This is a genomic window from Pluralibacter sp., assembly GCF_019237635.1.
Classification (GTDB): Bacteria; Pseudomonadota; Gammaproteobacteria; order Enterobacterales; family Enterobacteriaceae; genus Enterobacter_B.
Genome location: NZ_JAFAGS010000126.1, coordinates 17,162 through 34,051, shown reverse-complemented (window position 1 = coordinate 34,051; position 16,890 = coordinate 17,162). Strand labels below are relative to the sequence as shown.

The following is a 16,890-nucleotide window of genomic DNA, read 5'->3' as shown; positions in this document are numbered from 1 at the left end:
GCTAACGCTAGTGACGAACGCGAAAGAAGCCATTGCAATCATTAACTTAGGAATAATACGCATGTTGTAACCCTTAGTATTGTTTATGGGATAGCCAGTATAATAGTAAGTTCTTAGTAAATTGACATATCGAAATACAACAGTAGAGAACCAGTACTCAGGTTATAAAAGAGAGTCATTCTCATATGGAACCTGCTCTCTGCCTATGATTGTATTACCTGGATTTCAAGCTGTCATTCTTCCTGAAAAAAAAATAGTTGTTTTAAAATAAACAAATACACATTGTACTTTGACAATGCTCACGGTATTGAAGTCATTATTATGCCTTGATAGCATGACATTTGTGAGAACGCGTCATTTCCCCCATAAAAATCCTTGCGACTGCGCCCACCCTCCTGCCTGGTCATCTGAAAACCTGTCGTTTACGTGACACTGTCACTGACGGGGTGATCATGTTGACACAACACAGTGTTCAGCCTAGCGTAAATATTCGTTTTATCTTATGCGCATACATTGATTCTTCACCTGCCTTATGGGACTTAGAATGCATAAAAACACTTGCTATCACGAACTTACTCGCATATTTCAGCGCCTCTCTCGTTTTTCTCATCTCTCCGCCATCGCCAGTTGGGACATGTTTGCCATGATGCCCCCCGGCGGTAGCGCGGCACGCGGTGAAGCGCTGGCGGAATTGGGGCTTTTGCAGCATCAAATTCTTACCAATAAAAACGTCGGTGAGCAGCTTCTGGCCGCCTCGCAGGAAGACCTCACGGATGATGAGCGAGCTAACCTGCAAGAAATGACTCGCGCGCACAGTCAGGCCGCCCTGCTTCCTGAAAGTCTGGTTGAAGCCAAAGCGCTGGCCGGTAGCCGCTGCGAACACGCGTGGCGCACACAGCGGAAAAACAACGACTGGCAGGGTTTTGCGCCCAACCTGAAAGAGGTTGTCAAACTGAGCCGCGAGGAGGCTCACCTGCGCGCACAAGCCCGCGGCGGTTCCCGGTATGACGCCCTACTGGATATTTTTGAACCCGGAATGACCAGCCAACGTCTCGATACGCTGTTTGCCAGTCTCAAAAGTTGGCTCCCCGACCTGTTGGCCACCGTGGTCGATAAACAGGCCTCGCAAACCGTGATAACGCCTCAGGGGCCGTTTCCGACAGAAAGCCAGCGCCAGGTCGGGCTGGAAGCCATGAAGATGCTCGGGTTCGATTTTGACGGCGGTCGTCTGGACGTCAGCGCGCATCCGTTCTGCGGCGGCGTTCCGGAAGATGTCCGCATCACGACCCGCTATGATGAAAACGATCTGCTGAGCGCGCTGTTCGGGGTTATTCATGAAACCGGTCATGCGCGTTATGAACAAAATCTGCCCCGTCACTGGGCCGGACAGCCCATCGCGCTTGCCCGTTCAACGGCAATTCACGAATCGCAGAGTCTGTTTTTTGAAATGCAGCTTGGCCGCAGCCCGGCATTTTTACAGCATATTCTCCCGGCGCTTCGACAGCGCTTTGGCAATCAACCGGCCTTCGGCGTAGAGAATTTCATCGCCTGGAGCCAGCGCGTGGAGCCGGGCTACATCCGGGTGGATGCCGATGAAGTCAGTTATCCCGCGCACGTCATTTTGCGTTATGACATAGAGCGGGCGCTGATCGACGGCGATATTGAAGTGGACGATATTCCGGCGCTGTGGGATGAGAAAATGCAGCACTGGCTGGGGTTATCCACGGCGGGTAATTACCGCAACGGCTGCATGCAGGATATTCACTGGACCGACGGCGGGTTTGGGTACTTCCCGTCCTACACGCTTGGGGCAATGTACGCCGCGCAGCTCTTTCAGGCGGCGCGTAAGGCTGTGCCGACGCTCGATACCGCCCTTGCTAACGGCGACTTCAGCCCGTTATTCGGTTGGCTGCAGCAGAACATCTGGCGGCACGGCAGCCGCTATAGCACCTCGGAGCTCATCATCAACGCCACTGGCGAAGATCTTAACAGCCAGCATTTCCGCCAGCACCTGATGTCACGCTACCTGTAATACAACGCCGGGGTTGAACCCGGCGTTGTACATTCAGTTACACGCCGATACCAATCACCAACGGAATCCTTGAAAAGACAAGAATATAGTTACTTCAACGGCCCCGCAGAGGGGTTGAACATTAGAAACCAATTCGAGGATTTCAGAATGAAAAAAGTATTAGCTCTGGTTGTTGCCGCTGCTATGGGTCTGTCTTCTGCTGCATTCGCTGCTGACACTGCAAGCACCACTCAGGCGCCTGCTGCTGCCGCTACTGCAACTCACGCTGCGCCGGCGAAGACCACGCATCACAAAAAACACAAAAAAGCGGCCGCTAAACCAGCAGCAGAGCAGAAAGCTCAGTCCGCTAAAAAACATACCAAAAAACACACCAAGCACCAGGCTGCTAAACCAGCTGCTCAGCCGGCAGCATAATTTCGCTTCCGGTAGTACTGTCCTGTACACTAAATCGGCGCTGTTTCAGCGCCGTTTTTTTCTGGAGAGCAATGATGTTGCGCCGCTATCGCTTTGAGCTCATCCTTATATTGCTGATTATTTGCGCGCTGATCGCCACTCGCTTCTTCCTGTCTTGAGTGTAGCACGCTGATTTTACTCCCACTTTTGACTCGTCCCGTCTATAGTAATATCATTGGGTTCTACTTTTTATAATCATAATTGTCCCACCAGAGAATGTTATGCGCAAAACCGTAGTGCTATTACTGGGATCGCTTTGCCTGCTCTCCTCTTATGCTCATGCTGATAACGGCGATGACGATGGCCTGAGCGCCAAAGAGGTTAAGACCTTATTTTTCGGCCATGATGACCGTGTTCGTATCAGCAATCCGACCGAGTCGCCATGGGATGCTATCGGCCAGCTGGAAACCGCCAGCGGCAATCTGTGTACAGCGACGCTTATCTCTCCACATCTGGCCTTAACGGCGGGACACTGTCTGCTGACCCCGCCCCGCGGGAAACCGGATAAAGCTGTCGCGCTGCGGTTCATCTCGCAAAAAGGTGTCTGGCGCTATGAGATCCACGGCATTGAAGGCCGTGTCGACCCGTCGCTTGGCAAACGGCTGAAAGCCGACGGCGATGGCTGGATTGTGCCCCCTTCCGCAGCCCCCTGGGACTTTGGGCTTATCGTATTACGCTACCCGCCCTCCGGAATTACGCCGCTGCCGCTGTTTGAAGGCGATAAAGCCGCGCTGACCGCAGCGTTAAAAGCGACAGACCGCAAGGTTACCCAGTCCGGTTATCCGCTCGATCATCTGGATTCCCTTTATACACACAATGACTGCGTGGTGACGGGATGGGCGCAAACCAGCGTGCTATCACACCAGTGTGACACGCTGCCGGGCGACAGCGGTTCGCCGCTGATGCTGAAAACCGACGCGGGCTGGCAGGTGATTGGCGTTCAAAGCTCAGCGCCAGCGGCAAAAGACCGCTGGCGCGCTGACAACCGAGCCATCTCGGTGACCGGTTTTCGCGATAAACTCGAAGCGCTGGCCAACGAATAACCGGGCTAGCATTGTCGCTGCTGTCGAAGTTGTAGCAGCGACGCGACGGGCATCGGTTCACTGAAAAAAAAGCCCTGCAGCTGATCGCACCCGGCGAGACGCAACAGCTTCATCTGTTTTTCATTCTCGACCCCTTCGGCGATCACCGTCATACCCAAAGCGCTGGCGATACGAATAGTCCCGCTGACCAGCGCCGCCGCCTGCTCGTCATCATCAACAAGACCCGCCAGCGATTTGTCGATTTTGATGGTATCGAAGTTGAAGCGTCGCAAATAGCCGATGCTCGAGTAGCCGGTCCCGAAATCATCCAACGCCACGGCGGTGCCGAGCATTTTAAGGTTGGTAATGGCTGAATGCGCGCGCTCCGGGTTTTCCAGCACATAGGTTTCGGTGACCTCCAGCTGCAGCCGCTGCGCCGGAAAACCGCTGGTCTCAAGCACTTGGGCAACCTTATCCTCAAATTCCGGGTCACGAAACTGTGCGGGTGAGATATTGACCGACAGCTTCAGGTCGCCCAGCTTTTGCATATCGGAACAGGCGCGGCGCAAGACGAATTGGCCGAGGGAATAAATCAGCCCGCTGCTTTCGGCAATGGCGATAAAGGCATCCGGCTTTAGCTCACCGGCAGGTCGACGCGGCCAGCGAACCAGGGCCTCAACGGCCGTCATTGTCAGGTTGCGGGCGTCCACGATCGGCTGGTACCAGACGTCAAATTCGTTACGTTCCAGCCCATCCCGGATATCATTTTCAATGGTGAGCTGACGTTCCCTGGCGCTGTTGATCTCTGCGTCATAATGGGTGATGCGCCCTTTTCCGGTAATTTTGGAGTGGTACATCGCGATATCCGCCCGCCTGAAAAGCTCTGAGGTGGTGCACTCCCGCAACGTCCCGCTGGCAATACCGATGCTGGCGCTGATATGAATGGTTCGCTCGCTGATGCGAATGGACGTGTTGAGAAAGTCGAGCACGCTGCCGGCAAATGCCGCCGCTTTTTGTTCTGATAGCGCGCCACCGACGGTCATCGCAAACTCGTCACCGCCCATGCGGGCCAACATACCGTCGGCAGGCGCCAGCGAGTGAAGCGTATGCGCAATGCGGATAATCAGCGCATCGCCAACGTCATGGCCATAGATATCATTCACGTCCTTGAAGCCATCGAGGTCAATAAACACCACGGTTCTGAGTTCATCATCATTGTGTTTTCTGACCCGCTCAAGCTGTTCAATCAATGCCCGTCGGTTCGGCAGATGGCTGAGCCAGTCAGTGAGCGCAATGTCCCGCGCCTGTTTTTCACCTCGCGCCAGCTTATACAGTCCCAGACTGCTTAATACGATAAAGAATAAGATGAGCCCTGCGGCGAGCGCCACTATCTGGCGAATGCCCGAAGAAGCCGCAGCGGCAGCCTCGGCGCCAGGCAACCGTGGTTGCCAGTTTAGAAAACCCACCTGTTTTCCACTCGACGTGAGTAAAGGGATACTGTATTCGCTGCTTTTTTCATTGGTCAGATGGAGATCGGTAACCTGAAAGGTATTGCCCAGATCCCGCAGGATGTCGGGATTGATATGCCGGGTGATGACCAGATACCGACGGGTGGCGTCATACACCTGCAGTCGCCCGGTCATCGGTCGGATCAGGCCAATGCCGACAAAGGCAATACCTGCGCTGGTTTGGGTGATGCCCGCAAAGATATTCTTCCCCGTCAGCAGGTCGTCGCGATGCTGTGCGATCAGCGCCTGCAGACCCTCGCCGAAGAAACGCAGATCGTTTTCCCGAAACGGCTGATGGCGAAACGAGCCCCACAGTACGCGGTATTGCTCATCCAGCACAAAGGTGCCGTCGTAGAGGTCATTAATTTTGTACCCCGCGCCCCAGGTGTTATACAGCCAGCGAGTATCCAGTTTCGGGCGATACACCTGGCGAACGGCATCATCCCAAATGGCGTTATCAACGACTAATGAGAGTACCCGGTTGACGGAAGTCTGTAGCGCGCCCTCCACCGACAGCGCCGAACGATGGGCGTCAATTTCATTGGTTTTACTGCTGATAAGATGCTGTGAGAGATAAAGAAGCGAAACAATAGAAACAATCAGGCCAATACCGGCCAGGAAGGTCATGACAAACAACGTCTTGGCTGTTGCGATGTTGCGCCAGCCTGATGGATTAAACATTCGCTATCCTCATGCACGCATTGGCCGTCCGGAGGTATTTTCCCTCCGTTTTACAAGCGTAATACAGCTAGCGCATTTCGCTGCCCGCAAACAGGGGCAGCGATCACATCAGGCAAGTTTAATCATCACCATACCGACCAACAGCAGGCCTAAACCGACCCAGCCTTTTTTATTCAGGCGCTGGCCAAACAGGATCCAGCCTGCTGCCAGCGTGGCGGCGACGCCAAAACCGCCCCAGACGGCATAGGCGACCGACAGGTCTATCCCCTTCACGGCTTGCGACAGCGCACTGAAGGCACCGAGTACGGCCAGCAAGGACAGCACGCCGTAGGTTTTACGGCGAAAACCGTCAGAAAATTTGAGAAAAATATTGGCGATGATTTCCAGGATAATGGCCCCGGCAAGCCAGGCGCCGTGAACCCATTCAAACTGCGGCATGATTCACCTCAGTACGCGGCGCTTTCGCTTTGCGGGTACCCGACTTGATCAGCACTATCCCCGCCACCAGGGTGGCCAACCCCACCGCTTTCATCGGCGACAGGCTCTCATCAAACAGCAGCACGCTGAACAGTGTGATAAGCAGAATACCCACGCCTTCCCACAGCGCGTACGCCACGCCAAGGGCAATTTTTTTAATCGCAAAAGACAGAAAAATATATGACAGCGCGATCATCGCCAGCATAAAAATATAGCCGGTGTGCCCATCGCTAACGCTGGCCCATTTCATCGACAGGGTGCCGGTAATTTCAGCAACGATCGCCAGGCCTAATAATATCCAGTAGAACATGATGTTTCTCCTGCAAGAGAATATAATCCGCTGCGGCTTACGAAGTGCGTAAACCGAAAAAAAGCTTAAAATTCAGATGATGCAGAAGAGGCGACTAAAGCGCTGAGCGCCAGTGTTGTTCACCAGATAACAGGCAGAAAGAGAGAGGTAAAAAAGAAGTAGTAAAAGTAAACGTCCTGAATACGTTGTCCATAAAATTACAATTATCCGCGGTGTTGCTTCTCGTCATTGCGGATGAAAATTGTCCTCGGTAGTTAAACACACTATGATTCTGGCATAGCGCTACAATAAACACAAAGTCTTTGCACTTCTTTACCCAAAATATTTGATGTAAATACGTTTATTCTGGCGGAGTTCACCTTTATGATGCTTCCCCGGATTATTTGCAGGAGCCGCTATGGCAAAGCCCATCATCACACTTAATGGATTAAAGATAGTCATCATGCTGGGCATGCTGGTCATCATCCTCACCGGTATTCGCTTCGCTGTGGAGATCGTCGTACCCTTTATTCTCGCCCTGTTCATCGCGGTTATCCTTAACCCGGTAGTGCAGTGTATGGTGCGCTGGCGGATCCCGCGCGTTCTGGCCGTCACGCTGCTTATCGCGTTCATTATCCTGCTGGCGGTGCTGCTGCTGGCCTCACTTGGCACCTCGTTGAATGAACTGGGACGCACCGTGCCGCAGTACCGTACATCCCTGATTGTTCCGTTGCAGAACATTGAGCTGGCGCTGCACCGGCTGGGTATTCAGGTATCGGTCGATCAGTTAAGCAAATTTATCGATCCTAACGCCGCAATGTTGCTGGTCACGCGTTTTCTGACGCAGTTATCTAACGCCATGTCGTCAGTTTTCCTGCTGCTGCTTACCGTGGTATTTATGTTGCTCGAGGTTCCTCAGCTTCCCACCAAACTACAGCAATTGATGTCGCGCCCGGTGGAAGGGATGGCCGCTATCCAACGCGCCATCAACAGTGTGACGCACTATCTGGTGCTGAAAACCGCCATCAGCCTGGTGACCGGACTGGTGGCCTGGGGGATGTTGGCGCTGCTGGACGTTCGCTTTGCGTTTATCTGGGGTATGGTGGCCTTTGCGCTGAACTACATCCCGAACATCGGTTCTATTCTGGCGGCAATTCCCCCCATTTTGCAGGTGCTGGTTTTCGGCGGCATCTATGACGCGCTGCTGGTGATGGCCGGTTATCTGGCGATCAATATGCTGTTCGGCAACATTCTCGAACCGCGGATCATGGGCCGTGGACTCGGGCTATCTACGCTGGTGGTATTCCTGTCGTTGATATTCTGGGGCTGGCTGCTCGGCCCGGTGGGGATGCTCCTGTCGGTGCCGCTGACCATTATCGTTAAAATCGCGCTGGAACATTCGGTGGGCGGTAAGGGTATCGCCGTATTGCTCAGCGATCTCAGCAAACCGTGATGCAATGACATCCAGAGTAAGAAGTGACAATGTCACATGTCAGTGACGCAGGAACACGTTCTTACTCTGGTGATTAGCGGCTACGTTTGGCGTGTCGCTCCCCGTTTTCCTGTTTCGCTTCCGCCGATTTCTTCAGCGCGACATAGCATGCCCCGCTGCCGCCATGATGCGGTAGTGCCGTACAGAAAGCCTGTACATCCTCAAATTCGGTGAGCCAGCGCACCAGATAGCTGCGGATGATATTGGCGTGCGAGCGATCTTCCCGGCCCTTGCCATGAATGATGAGGATATTGCGTAACCCGTCCTGCCGTGCCTGATGAATAAAGGCAAACAGCATTTGTCGGCACTGCTCGACAGGTTGACGCAGCAGGTTGAGACTTGCCTGCTGGCTGTACTTGCCCTGTCGCAGCTTGTGCAGAACGCCCGTCTGCAAACCTTCTCGCTTAAAGGCTAACGGCTCGCCAAGAGGTAGTACGTCAAGAAAGCCCGTGGTCAGGAAATTATCCAACTGGAGCATATCGATTCGTTGAACGGCACGGGTATTGCGGCTGGGCTGCCAGCAAATGTCATTGCTACACCGCTTCAGGGGCTGGACATCCTCCATGGCGTCAAGAAACAGCGATTTGTCGTCAGGGTTCATGATCTCTCCTCCGCTTACAGCGACGGCGATACTATAACGCCCGCCAGAACCCGGCTCAATGCCAACCTTTGTGGGTATGGTTGCAGGTGCCGGGGCATGATATTGTGGCGCCCTACCTACAGTGCGTGATATCGCTGCCACTCAATGAAAGGATCTGCCATGTTGACACTGCTTGAAGACAAAATCGCCACGCCGGTAGGACCGCTGTGGATCCTGTGTGATGAGCAGTTTCGCCTGCGGGCCGTCGAGTGGGAAGAGCACAGCGACCGAATGGAACAACTGCTGGATATCCACTATCGCCGCGAAGGTTATCAGCGCCGCGCGTCAGACAACCCAGGCGGTTTGAGCGACAAACTCCGGGCCTATTTTGACGGCGACCTTGCCATTATCGACACACTACCAAGCGAAACGGCGGGAACGCCCTTTCAGCGCGAAGTCTGGAAAACCTTACGCGCCATCCCCTGCGGCCAGGTGATGCACTATGGGCAACTGGCGGAACAGTTGGGACGGCCAGGCGCCGCCCGCGCGGTAGGCGCGGCAAATGGTTCCAATCCCGTCAGCATCGTTGTGCCCTGCCATCGCGTTATTGGCCGCAATGGCACCATGACCGGATATGCCGGCGGTGTGCAGCGCAAAGAGTGGTTGTTGCGTCACGAAGGGTATCTGCTGCTTTGATTTTCTGTGCCTTATCTGGAAATTCTGAGGGACTTTACATTCAAAAAAACCTAATATAGCCATAGATATCAATATGATATAATCAATATCTCATTTCCCATTCTAATATTGCGTGAATCGGGTTTTCGAGACTTACTTGCTCACCAAAAAGATGTTAAAATTGACTAATATCAATTACGGCTCGAGCATATCTATGATCCCGGAAAAGCGAATTATACGACGCATTCAGTCTGGCGGTTGTGCCATCCACTGCCAGGATTGCAGTATCAGCCAACTGTGTATCCCGTTCACCCTGAACGAGCATGAGCTTGATCAACTCGATAATATTATCGAGCGGAAAAAGCCCATTCAGAAAGGGCAAACGCTATTCAAAGCAGGTGACGAACTGAAATCGTTATATGCCATTCGCTCCGGTACCATTAAGAGCTATACCATCACCGAACAAGGTGATGAGCAGATAACGGGCTTTCATCTGGCAGGCGACCTGGTCGGTTTCGATGCTATCGGCACCGGCCATCACCCGAGCTTTGCGCAGGCGCTGGAAACATCAATGGTCTGCGAAATCCCCTTTGAAACCCTGGATGACCTGTCCGGCAAAATGCCGAATCTGCGCCAGCAGATGATGCGTTTGATGAGCGGTGAGATCAAAGGCGACCAGGATATGATCCTGTTGCTGTCGAAAAAGAACGCGGAAGAACGTCTGGCAGCCTTTATCTACAACCTCTCCCGCCGCTTTGCGCAGCGCGGCTTCTCACCGCGTGAGTTCCGTTTAACCATGACCCGCGGCGATATCGGCAACTATCTCGGCCTGACCGTGGAAACCATCAGCCGTCTGCTGGGCCGCTTCCAGAAAAGTGGAATGCTGGCGGTAAAAGGCAAATACATCACTATCGAAGATGGCGATGCGCTGGCGGTACTTGCTGGCCAGGCCCGCAACGTCGCCTGATCCCTTCGCCTCCCCTTCGTCGGATTTATTGATCTGGCGGAGGTTCTTCCTCCTTTATTCGATAACACGGCTAGCTCGCGGGTTTCGCGGTATACCGCACAGGGGTGGTAACCCGATATAAATTTTCCTGATTTATTGATCTGGTGGAGTTTCACCTCTGTTTCATTCCGGACATATGGGTTATCTTTTAATTACAGACTGTGGTTACAGTTGTAAGGAGACCTAGTATGGCGAAGTATCAAAATATGCTGGTTGCCATCGATCCGAACCAGGATGATCAACCGGCATTACGGCGTGCTGTTTATTTGCATCAACGGATTGGTGGCCGCATCAAAGCCTTTTTGCCGATCTACGATTTTTCCTACGAGATGACCACCCTTCTGTCGCCCGATGAGCGCACCGCGATGCGTCAGGGCGTCATTAGCCAACGCGCCGCGTGGATCCGCGAGCAGGCGAAGTATTACCTCGAAACCGGGGTGCCGATTGATATCAAAGTGGTCTGGCATAACCGTCCTTTCGAAGCGATTATTCAGGAAATTATCAGCGGCGGTCATGACCTGCTGCTGAAAATGGCGCATCAACACGACAAGCTTGAGGCCGTCATTTTTACCCCGACCGACTGGCATCTGCTGCGCAAATGCCCATGTCCGGTATGGATGGTAAAAGACCAGCCGTGGCCGGAAGGCGGCAAAGCGTTGGTGGCCGTCAACCTGGCCAGTGAAGAACTGTATCACAACGCCCTCAACGAGAAGCTGGTTCGCGAAACGCTACAGCTGGCGGAGCAGATTAACCATACTGAAGTCCATCTTATCGGCGCCTACCCGGTTACCCCGATTAACATTGCCATTGAGCTACCGGATTTTGACCCCGGCGTCTATAACGACGCCATTCGAGGACAACACCTGCTGGCGATGAAAGCGCTGCGCCAAAAATTCAGCATCGCTGAGAATATGACGCATGTCGAAAAAGGCCTGCCTGAAGAGGTGATCCCGGACCTGGCGGAGCATCTACAGGCGGGGGTTGTGGTGCTGGGGACCGTGGGTCGTACCGGTCTCTCTGCCGCATTTCTTGGCAATACGGCTGAACAGGTTATCGATCATCTGCGCTGCGACCTTCTGGCGCTTAAACCCGACCAATACCAGAGTCCGGTCGAGCTTGATGATGAAGAGGACGACTGATTTGACCTGGCGATAAACAAAAAATCCCGGTGGGAATACCTGCCGGGATTTTTTTTAGCCATGAAAGACAGCTTAGTGGATACCCAGACGCCAGGCGAAATCGATCTCTTCTTTGAGCTCAAGCGAGGAAAGCGACATCAGGTCGGCAAATTCCAGTTCAAGCTGTTTAACACGTTTCAGGTATTGTGCCGGGGTTAAAACGGTTGGGTCGCGACGGAGATATTCGACAGCCAGTTGCGCAGGGGTTAACTCGGTATCCATAACATCCTCATTTATGTTGAAAACCTGTTAAGTATACCACGCCTTCCTGCCGATTTTTTAACCAAAGACAATCTAGGGCGAATATTTTTTAACCGCTGCGCTGCTTATGTTTTAATGGCATAAGCGACGCAGCGACAGGTCTTTGCGGTCAGAAGGTTTCCCAGTTGTCACCGTCAGCGACCGCCGGGCGAGCCGTGACAAACGGAGCGACGGAAGGTGCCTGCTTCTGGCGCACGGCACTGACGCCGCCTTGCAGGCGAAATACCCCTACCGCTTCGGTCAGGCGCGCCGCTTGTTCTTCCAGCGACGATGCCGCCGCAGACGACTCCTCGACCAGTGAGGCGTTTTGCTGGGTCACGTTATCCATTTCGGAAATGGCCTGGCTCACCTGCTGGATCCCCCGGCTCTGCTCGTCAGAGGCTGCCGCAATCTCCAGCATAATATCGGTAACGCGTTTCACCGCCTCCACGATATCTTTCATCGTGCTGCCCGCTGCCACAACCTCGTCCGACCCGCGATCGATTAGGGTGACGGATTCGCTGATAAGTCCTTCAATCTCCTTCGCCGCCTGCGCGCTTCGACTGGCCAGCGTCCGCACTTCGCTGGCAACAACCGCAAAGCCGCGCCCCTGCTCGCCAGCGCGCGCCGCTTCAACCGCGGCGTTCAGCGCCAGAATATTGGTCTGGAAGGCAATGCTGTTAATCACCGCGGTAATCTCCGAGATTTTCTTCGAGCTGCTGGAGATATTGCCCATCGTTGACACCACGCCGGAAACAATCTGACCGCCTCGCGTGGCCTTACCGGAGGCATCTTCCGCCAATTTGCTGGCATGGTGGGCATTATCGGCGTTTTGTTTCACCGTTGCGGTCAGCTGTTCCATACTGGCCGCAGTCTCCTCAATGGCGGCCGCCTGCTGCTCGGTTCGGGACGACAGATCGGTGTTTCCGGCAGAGATTTCGCTGGTGCCGCGGTAAATCTCCTCTGTCCCCTGACGAACCGTGCCCACCGTTTTCGACAGCGCGCGCTGCATTTTCTGTAGCTCATGGCTCAGTTTGCCAATTTCGCTGCGCCCGGTCAGTTCATCCGGCAGTGTGAGGTTACCGTCGGCAATCTGCTCAATGCGCTGCAGAGCCCGTTTAAGCGGGTTCACCACGGTACGGCGCAGCGCGATAAAGGTTATCAGCGTCAGCACCAACGCCAGCACAAAGGCGCCAATCATAAACGCGATGCCAAGTTGTGTACGGCTGTGGGCCGATGCCGAAAGCTGATTCGCTCTGTCGCTACGGATCTGGATAGCCTTTTGCAGCACATCGTTGTACGCCGCATCCAGTTGACGAGCGTGCTCGTTTTCATGGTTGATGATCGCCTCAAACATGCCGTTTTTGGCATACTTCAGCATTGGCTGAAGGCCTGCGACATAGGCGTTGTAGCGGGCATTGATGTCGCCATCCAGCGCTTCATCTGCCGGCGTTTTAACCCGACGGTTCACATATTCCTGGAAACCTTGCTGTGACTGTTTAATGCGCAGTTCGGCGTCGGCAATGTTCTGTTTCATATCGTCCATTTCCGCGATACGGCTGGCCGCCCCGGCATGGACCATATTAATACGCGCGGTACGAAGGTGGTTTGAGCTGTTTGACAGTCCTGTGCGCACCTGTAGCTCTTCGGTCACATCGCGTTGATCGCTGTCGGCCTGTAGTAAAAAATACCCGGCGAGCCCTGAACTTAATGCGAATAGCAGCAAAATACCGCCCAGAATGGCGGAAAAAAGCGGAACCAACCTGATGTGGTGCAAAAAACTGACTTTTTGTGGCTTGAGCATCGCTGCTGTTTTGTCCATGGCTATCGACTCTCTTTGGGTAAGAGGCGTACCAACACGCCCGTAAGATAGTCATCGGCCTGGCGACAGAATCTCTTACCGGTAAAAGCGCAACATGGATCACAGTTCTTGCAAAAGAGATAACCAGCGGGGAAGCCCGCTGGTCGCCCGCTTAGTTATCGCCGAAGTGGATAACGGTGCGGATAGATTTGCCTTCGTGCATCAGGTCAAAAGCGTCATTGATTTGCTCAAGCGGCAGACGGTGAGTAATAAACGGATCGAGACGAATTTTCCCGGCCATCGCGTCCTCCACCATGCCCGGCAACTGGCTACGCCCTTTTACGCCGCCGAACGCTGAACCGCGCCAGACGCGCCCGGTCACCAACTGGAATGGACGGGTGCGAATTTCCTGCCCTGCGCCCGCGACGCCGATAATCACGCTCTCGCCCCATCCCTTATGGCAGCATTCGAGGGCGGCGCGCATCACGTTGACATTGCCGATACACTCAAAGCTGAAATCCACGCCGCCGTCGGTCATTTCAACGATAACGTCCTGAACTGGCTTATCGTGATCAGTCGGGTTAACGAAATCCGTCGCGCCCATCTCTTTGGCGAGGTTGAATTTATCCGGGTTGGTGTCAATGGCAATAATGCGCCCGGCGTTGGCCTGCACCGCACCCTGAATGACCGCCAGCCCGATGCCGCCGAGGCCAAATACCGCCACGGTGTCACCGGCTTTTACCTTTGCCGTATTGTGAACAGCGCCGATCCCGGTAGTCACACCGCAGCCCAGCAGACACACTTTATCGAGCGGTGCCTGCGGGTTTACCTTCGCCAGCGAAATCTCCGCGCAGACGGTATATTCACTGAAGGTGCTGGTACCCATATAGTGATAAATCGGCTGACCATTGTAGGAAAAGCGCGTGGTGCCGTCCGGCATCAACCCTTTCCCCTGGGTCGCGCGGACCGCCTGGCAGAGGTTGGTTTTGCCCGACTTACAGAACTTACACTCACCACATTCCGCAGTATACAGCGGGATCACGTGGTCGCCTGGCTTCAGGCTGGTTACGCCTTCTCCCACCTCAACCACAACCCCGCCGCCTTCATGGCCGAGAACCGCCGGGAATACACCCTCCGGGTCATCACCGGAAAGGGTAAACGCATCGGTGTGGCAGACGCCAGTATGCGTTATCTTAACCAGCACCTCGCCCTTCTTCGGCGGCGCAACGTCGATCTCAACAATCTTAAGCGGCTGGCCCGGGCCAAACGCAACTGCAGCACGTGATTTCATAGTTGTCTTTTCCTGTGTGACGGTGAATTCGCTTATGACTGCAAAAACGCCAGGCGAGCGGCGAAACCCACGAATACCAGGCCAATCAGGCTGTTGCCAATCTTCGCCAGTTTCTTACGGGTGCGGACATAGCGTGTTACCAGCGAACCTGAAACGATAAGAAAGCTGAGGTAGGCAAAGCTCACCACTTCCAGCGTAATCGCCAAAATCAGAAATGCCAGGCCCGGCGTCTGGGCATGGATATCGATAAACTGCACAAAGAACGAGACGTAAAACAGGATAGCTTTCGGGTTGGTGAGACTCAGGGTCAGCGCCCGCTTGAGAATTGCACTCGGCGGTTCAGCCTGAGCATCATGCGCGCCCTGCTGTTTTTTCAGTACCGACCAGAGCATTTTACCGCCCAGATACAGCAGATAAATCGCCCCCAGATAACGCACGACGTTAAACAGGACCGGCGTTGTTTTAATCAGCGTCGCCACCCCGGCGTATGAAAGAAACATCAGCACCGCATCGCCGACGAACACGCCTAACGCAGCCAGATAACCGATACGGATACCGTGCGCCGCGCCGGTGCGCAGAACAAAAAACGTATTCGGGCCTGGCACAAGAATGATGAAAATCGCGCCAATCAGGTAGGTCCAGTAGTTCAACACGCCGAAATCAGAAAACACCCTGCTCTCCCTTATTTGTGTATTCACGAAGTGTGATCTACATCATAACAAAAAAGCCGCCTCCCTTTTACCGGAGGCGGCTTATATTTTTTACGCTATCGCTTACAGCGACTTCAGAATCGCATCCACACTGGCTTTGGCGTCACCAAACAGCATATGGGTGTTTTCTTTAAAGAACAGCGGGTTCTGCACACCGGCATAGCCGGTATTCATCGAACGCTTAAAGACGATAACGTTCTGCGCTTTCCAGACCTCAAGTACCGGCATACCGGCGATCGGGCTCTTCGGATCATCCTGCGCCGCCGGGTTAACGGTGTCGTTCGCCCCGATGACCAGCACCGTGTCGGTATCGATAAAATCATCATTGATTTCGTCCATTTCCAGCACGATGTCGTACGGCACTTTCGCTTCCGCCAGCAGTACGTTCATGTGGCCCGGCAGACGTCCGGCAACCGGATGAATACCAAAACGCACCTTCACGCCGCGCGCACGCAGTCTTTCGGTAATTTCCGCTACCGGATACTGCGCCTGCGCCACCGCCATGCCGTAGCCTGGGGTGATGATGACCGAGTGAGAGTTTTTCAGCATCTCTGCGGTATCTTCCGCGCTGATTTCACGGTGCTCGCCCATCTCTTCATCGCTACCGGCAGAGGAACCATCGGTACCGAATCCCCCGGCAATAACGCTGATGAACGAACGGTTCATCGCTTTACACATGATGTAGGAGAGGATAGCACCGGAAGAACCCACCAGAGCGCCAGTGACGATCAGCAGGTCGTTGCTCAGCATAAAGCCCGCCGCCGCCGCCGCCCACCCGGAGTAGGAGTTAAGCATGGAAACCACGACCGGCATGTCGGCGCCGCCGATGGAAGCCACCAGATGCCAGCCGAAAGCCAGCGCGATAACGGTCATGATGAGCAGCGCCAGCACCTGCATGCCCACGCTTTCGGTGCGCACGAAGGTAACCAGAAGCAGGAAGGAAACGACCAGCGCCGCCAGGTTCAGCTTATGGCGGTTCGGCAGCATCAGCGGTTTAGAGGAGATCTTACCGCGCAGTTTACCGAAGGCCACGATGGAGCCAGTAAAGGTCACCGCGCCGATGAAGATCCCGAGGAACACTTCCGTCAGGTGAATATTCACCAGAATCGGCGACATCCCCGTTTCGTGCTGCAGGTAGCTGTTAAAGCCAACCAGCACCGCAGCAAGACCCACGAAGCTGTGCAGAATCGCCACCAGTTCCGGCATTTCTGTCATTTCAACGCGTTTTGCCAGACGGATGCCAATGGCGCCGCCGACGATCATCGCCACGATAATCCACGCAACATTGCCGGTGTCCGGCCCGAAAATGGTGGCAATCAGCGCAATCGCCATCCCGGCAATGCCGTAGTAGTTCCCCTGCTGGGAGGTTTCGTGCTTAGAAAGCCCCGCCAGACTGAAAATAAACAGGATCGCGGCAACAATGTATGCAGCTGTAACTAATCCTCCAGACATTTG

At 54.2% G+C, this 16,890-nt stretch carries 16 protein-coding genes; 7 read left to right on the top strand and 9 right to left on the bottom strand.

Features of this window, described 5'->3' with window-relative positions:
• The first annotated feature begins 544 nt into the window (after positions 1 to 544).
• From JO226_RS14870 to JO226_RS14860, 3 genes are all read left to right on the top strand, one after another.
• Positions 545 to 2,032, top strand: coding sequence for a carboxypeptidase M32 (locus tag JO226_RS14870; RefSeq protein WP_293602322.1), 1,488 nt, complete (start codon positions 545 to 547; stop codon positions 2,030 to 2,032).
• A 147-nt stretch (positions 2,033 to 2,179) separates the two neighbouring features.
• Positions 2,180 to 2,446 carry an acid resistance repetitive basic protein Asr gene (gene asr / locus JO226_RS14865; protein WP_293602321.1) on the top strand — a complete coding sequence of 89 codons (267 nt, stop codon included), beginning with the start codon at positions 2,180 to 2,182 and terminating at the stop codon, positions 2,444 to 2,446.
• A 260-nt stretch (positions 2,447 to 2,706) separates the two neighbouring features.
• Positions 2,707 to 3,528 carry a serine protease gene (locus tag JO226_RS14860; protein ID WP_293602320.1) on the top strand — a complete coding sequence of 274 codons (822 nt, stop codon included), beginning with the start codon at positions 2,707 to 2,709 and terminating at the stop codon, positions 3,526 to 3,528.
• 5 nt (positions 3,529 to 3,533) lie between these two features.
• Here the strand turns inward: JO226_RS14860 and JO226_RS14855 are convergent, their stop codons facing one another.
• The 3 genes from JO226_RS14855 to mdtJ all read right to left on the bottom strand — a co-directional run bounded on the left by JO226_RS14855 (position 3,534) and on the right by mdtJ (position 6,486).
• A complete protein-coding gene (locus tag JO226_RS14855; protein ID WP_293602319.1) occupies positions 3,534 to 5,696 on the bottom strand; it encodes a bifunctional diguanylate cyclase/phosphodiesterase in 2,163 nt (720 codons plus the stop codon).
• Between the two features lie 108 nt (positions 5,697 to 5,804).
• Positions 5,805 to 6,134: a multidrug/spermidine efflux SMR transporter subunit MdtI gene (gene mdtI, locus JO226_RS14850; RefSeq protein ID WP_293602318.1), complete on the bottom strand. Its 330-nt coding sequence runs from the start codon at positions 6,132 to 6,134 to the stop codon at positions 5,805 to 5,807.
• Positions 6,121 to 6,486, bottom strand: coding sequence for a multidrug/spermidine efflux SMR transporter subunit MdtJ (mdtJ, locus tag JO226_RS14845; RefSeq protein WP_293602323.1), 366 nt, complete (start codon positions 6,484 to 6,486; stop codon positions 6,121 to 6,123). The genes mdtI and mdtJ overlap by 14 nt, the downstream gene beginning before the upstream one ends.
• Positions 6,487 to 6,880: 394 nt before the next feature.
• Here mdtJ and JO226_RS14840 point away from each other — a divergent pair, with 394 nt between their 5' ends.
• Entirely contained in the window at positions 6,881 to 7,915 is a 1,035-nt protein-coding gene (locus JO226_RS14840; RefSeq protein ID WP_293602317.1) for an AI-2E family transporter, read from the top strand.
• 73 nt (positions 7,916 to 7,988) lie between these two features.
• On the opposite strand, the gene smrA is transcribed toward JO226_RS14840, so the two are convergent.
• Positions 7,989 to 8,555, bottom strand: coding sequence for a DNA endonuclease SmrA (gene smrA / locus JO226_RS14835; protein ID WP_293602316.1), 567 nt, complete (start codon positions 8,553 to 8,555; stop codon positions 7,989 to 7,991).
• 159 nt (positions 8,556 to 8,714) lie between these two features.
• Between smrA and ogt the strand changes: the two genes are divergently transcribed.
• From ogt to uspE, 3 genes are all read left to right on the top strand, one after another.
• The gene (ogt, locus tag JO226_RS14830; RefSeq protein WP_293602315.1) at positions 8,715 to 9,230 is read left to right on the top strand and encodes a methylated-DNA--[protein]-cysteine S-methyltransferase; all 516 of its coding nucleotides are present in this window, start codon (positions 8,715 to 8,717) and stop codon (positions 9,228 to 9,230) included.
• 193 nt (positions 9,231 to 9,423) lie between these two features.
• Entirely contained in the window at positions 9,424 to 10,176 is a 753-nt protein-coding gene (fnr, locus tag JO226_RS14825; RefSeq protein ID WP_293602314.1) for a fumarate/nitrate reduction transcriptional regulator Fnr, read from the top strand.
• A 227-nt stretch (positions 10,177 to 10,403) separates the two neighbouring features.
• Positions 10,404 to 11,354, top strand: a complete 951-nt coding sequence (uspE, locus tag JO226_RS14820) for a universal stress protein UspE (protein WP_293602313.1) — start codon at positions 10,404 to 10,406, stop codon at positions 11,352 to 11,354.
• 72 nt (positions 11,355 to 11,426) lie between these two features.
• Here uspE and JO226_RS14815 read toward each other — a convergent pair whose 3' ends face one another.
• The 5 genes from JO226_RS14815 to pntB all read right to left on the bottom strand — a co-directional run bounded on the left by JO226_RS14815 (position 11,427) and on the right by pntB (position 16,887).
• Positions 11,427 to 11,615, bottom strand: coding sequence for a YdiH family protein (locus tag JO226_RS14815; protein ID WP_293602312.1), 189 nt, complete (start codon positions 11,613 to 11,615; stop codon positions 11,427 to 11,429).
• Between the two features lie 148 nt (positions 11,616 to 11,763).
• The gene (locus JO226_RS14810) at positions 11,764 to 13,455 is read right to left on the bottom strand and encodes a methyl-accepting chemotaxis protein (protein WP_293602311.1); all 1,692 of its coding nucleotides are present in this window, start codon (positions 13,453 to 13,455) and stop codon (positions 11,764 to 11,766) included.
• Between the two features lie 151 nt (positions 13,456 to 13,606).
• Positions 13,607 to 14,725: an S-(hydroxymethyl)glutathione dehydrogenase/class III alcohol dehydrogenase gene (locus tag JO226_RS14805; protein WP_293602310.1), complete on the bottom strand. Its 1,119-nt coding sequence runs from the start codon at positions 14,723 to 14,725 to the stop codon at positions 13,607 to 13,609.
• A 32-nt stretch (positions 14,726 to 14,757) separates the two neighbouring features.
• A complete protein-coding gene (gene leuE / locus JO226_RS14800) occupies positions 14,758 to 15,396 on the bottom strand; it encodes a leucine efflux protein LeuE (protein ID WP_293602309.1) in 639 nt (212 codons plus the stop codon).
• Positions 15,397 to 15,498: 102 nt separating this feature from the next.
• Entirely contained in the window at positions 15,499 to 16,887 is a 1,389-nt protein-coding gene (gene pntB, locus JO226_RS14795; protein ID WP_293602308.1) for a Re/Si-specific NAD(P)(+) transhydrogenase subunit beta, read from the bottom strand.
• Between the last annotated feature and the right edge of the window lie 3 nt (positions 16,888 to 16,890).

What these genes read in the sequence shown, in the direction of transcription:
- asr (WP_293602321.1), top strand. Translation starts at nt 2,180, where the DNA reads ATGAAAAAAGTATTAGCTCTGGTTGTTGCCGCTGCTATGGGTCTGTCT.
- JO226_RS14855 (WP_293602319.1), bottom strand. Translation starts at nt 5,696, where the DNA reads ATGTTTAATCCATCAGGCTGGCGCAACATCGCAACAGCCAAGACGTTG.
- JO226_RS14815 (WP_293602312.1), bottom strand. Translation starts at nt 11,615, where the DNA reads ATGGATACCGAGTTAACCCCTGCGCAACTGGCTGTCGAATATCTCCGT.
- JO226_RS14870 (WP_293602322.1), top strand. Translation starts at nt 545, where the DNA reads ATGCATAAAAACACTTGCTATCACGAACTTACTCGCATATTTCAGCGC.
- JO226_RS14810 (WP_293602311.1), bottom strand. Translation starts at nt 13,455, where the DNA reads ATGGACAAAACAGCAGCGATGCTCAAGCCACAAAAAGTCAGTTTTTTG.
- mdtI (WP_293602318.1), bottom strand. Translation starts at nt 6,134, where the DNA reads ATGCCGCAGTTTGAATGGGTTCACGGCGCCTGGCTTGCCGGGGCCATT.
- uspE (WP_293602313.1), top strand. Translation starts at nt 10,404, where the DNA reads ATGGCGAAGTATCAAAATATGCTGGTTGCCATCGATCCGAACCAGGAT.
- pntB (WP_293602308.1), bottom strand. Translation starts at nt 16,887, where the DNA reads ATGTCTGGAGGATTAGTTACAGCTGCATACATTGTTGCCGCGATCCTG.
- fnr (WP_293602314.1), top strand. Translation starts at nt 9,424, where the DNA reads ATGATCCCGGAAAAGCGAATTATACGACGCATTCAGTCTGGCGGTTGT.
- ogt (WP_293602315.1), top strand. Translation starts at nt 8,715, where the DNA reads ATGTTGACACTGCTTGAAGACAAAATCGCCACGCCGGTAGGACCGCTG.
- JO226_RS14860 (WP_293602320.1), top strand. Translation starts at nt 2,707, where the DNA reads ATGCGCAAAACCGTAGTGCTATTACTGGGATCGCTTTGCCTGCTCTCC.
- smrA (WP_293602316.1), bottom strand. Translation starts at nt 8,555, where the DNA reads ATGAACCCTGACGACAAATCGCTGTTTCTTGACGCCATGGAGGATGTC.
- JO226_RS14840 (WP_293602317.1), top strand. Translation starts at nt 6,881, where the DNA reads ATGGCAAAGCCCATCATCACACTTAATGGATTAAAGATAGTCATCATG.
- JO226_RS14805 (WP_293602310.1), bottom strand. Translation starts at nt 14,725, where the DNA reads ATGAAATCACGTGCTGCAGTTGCGTTTGGCCCGGGCCAGCCGCTTAAG.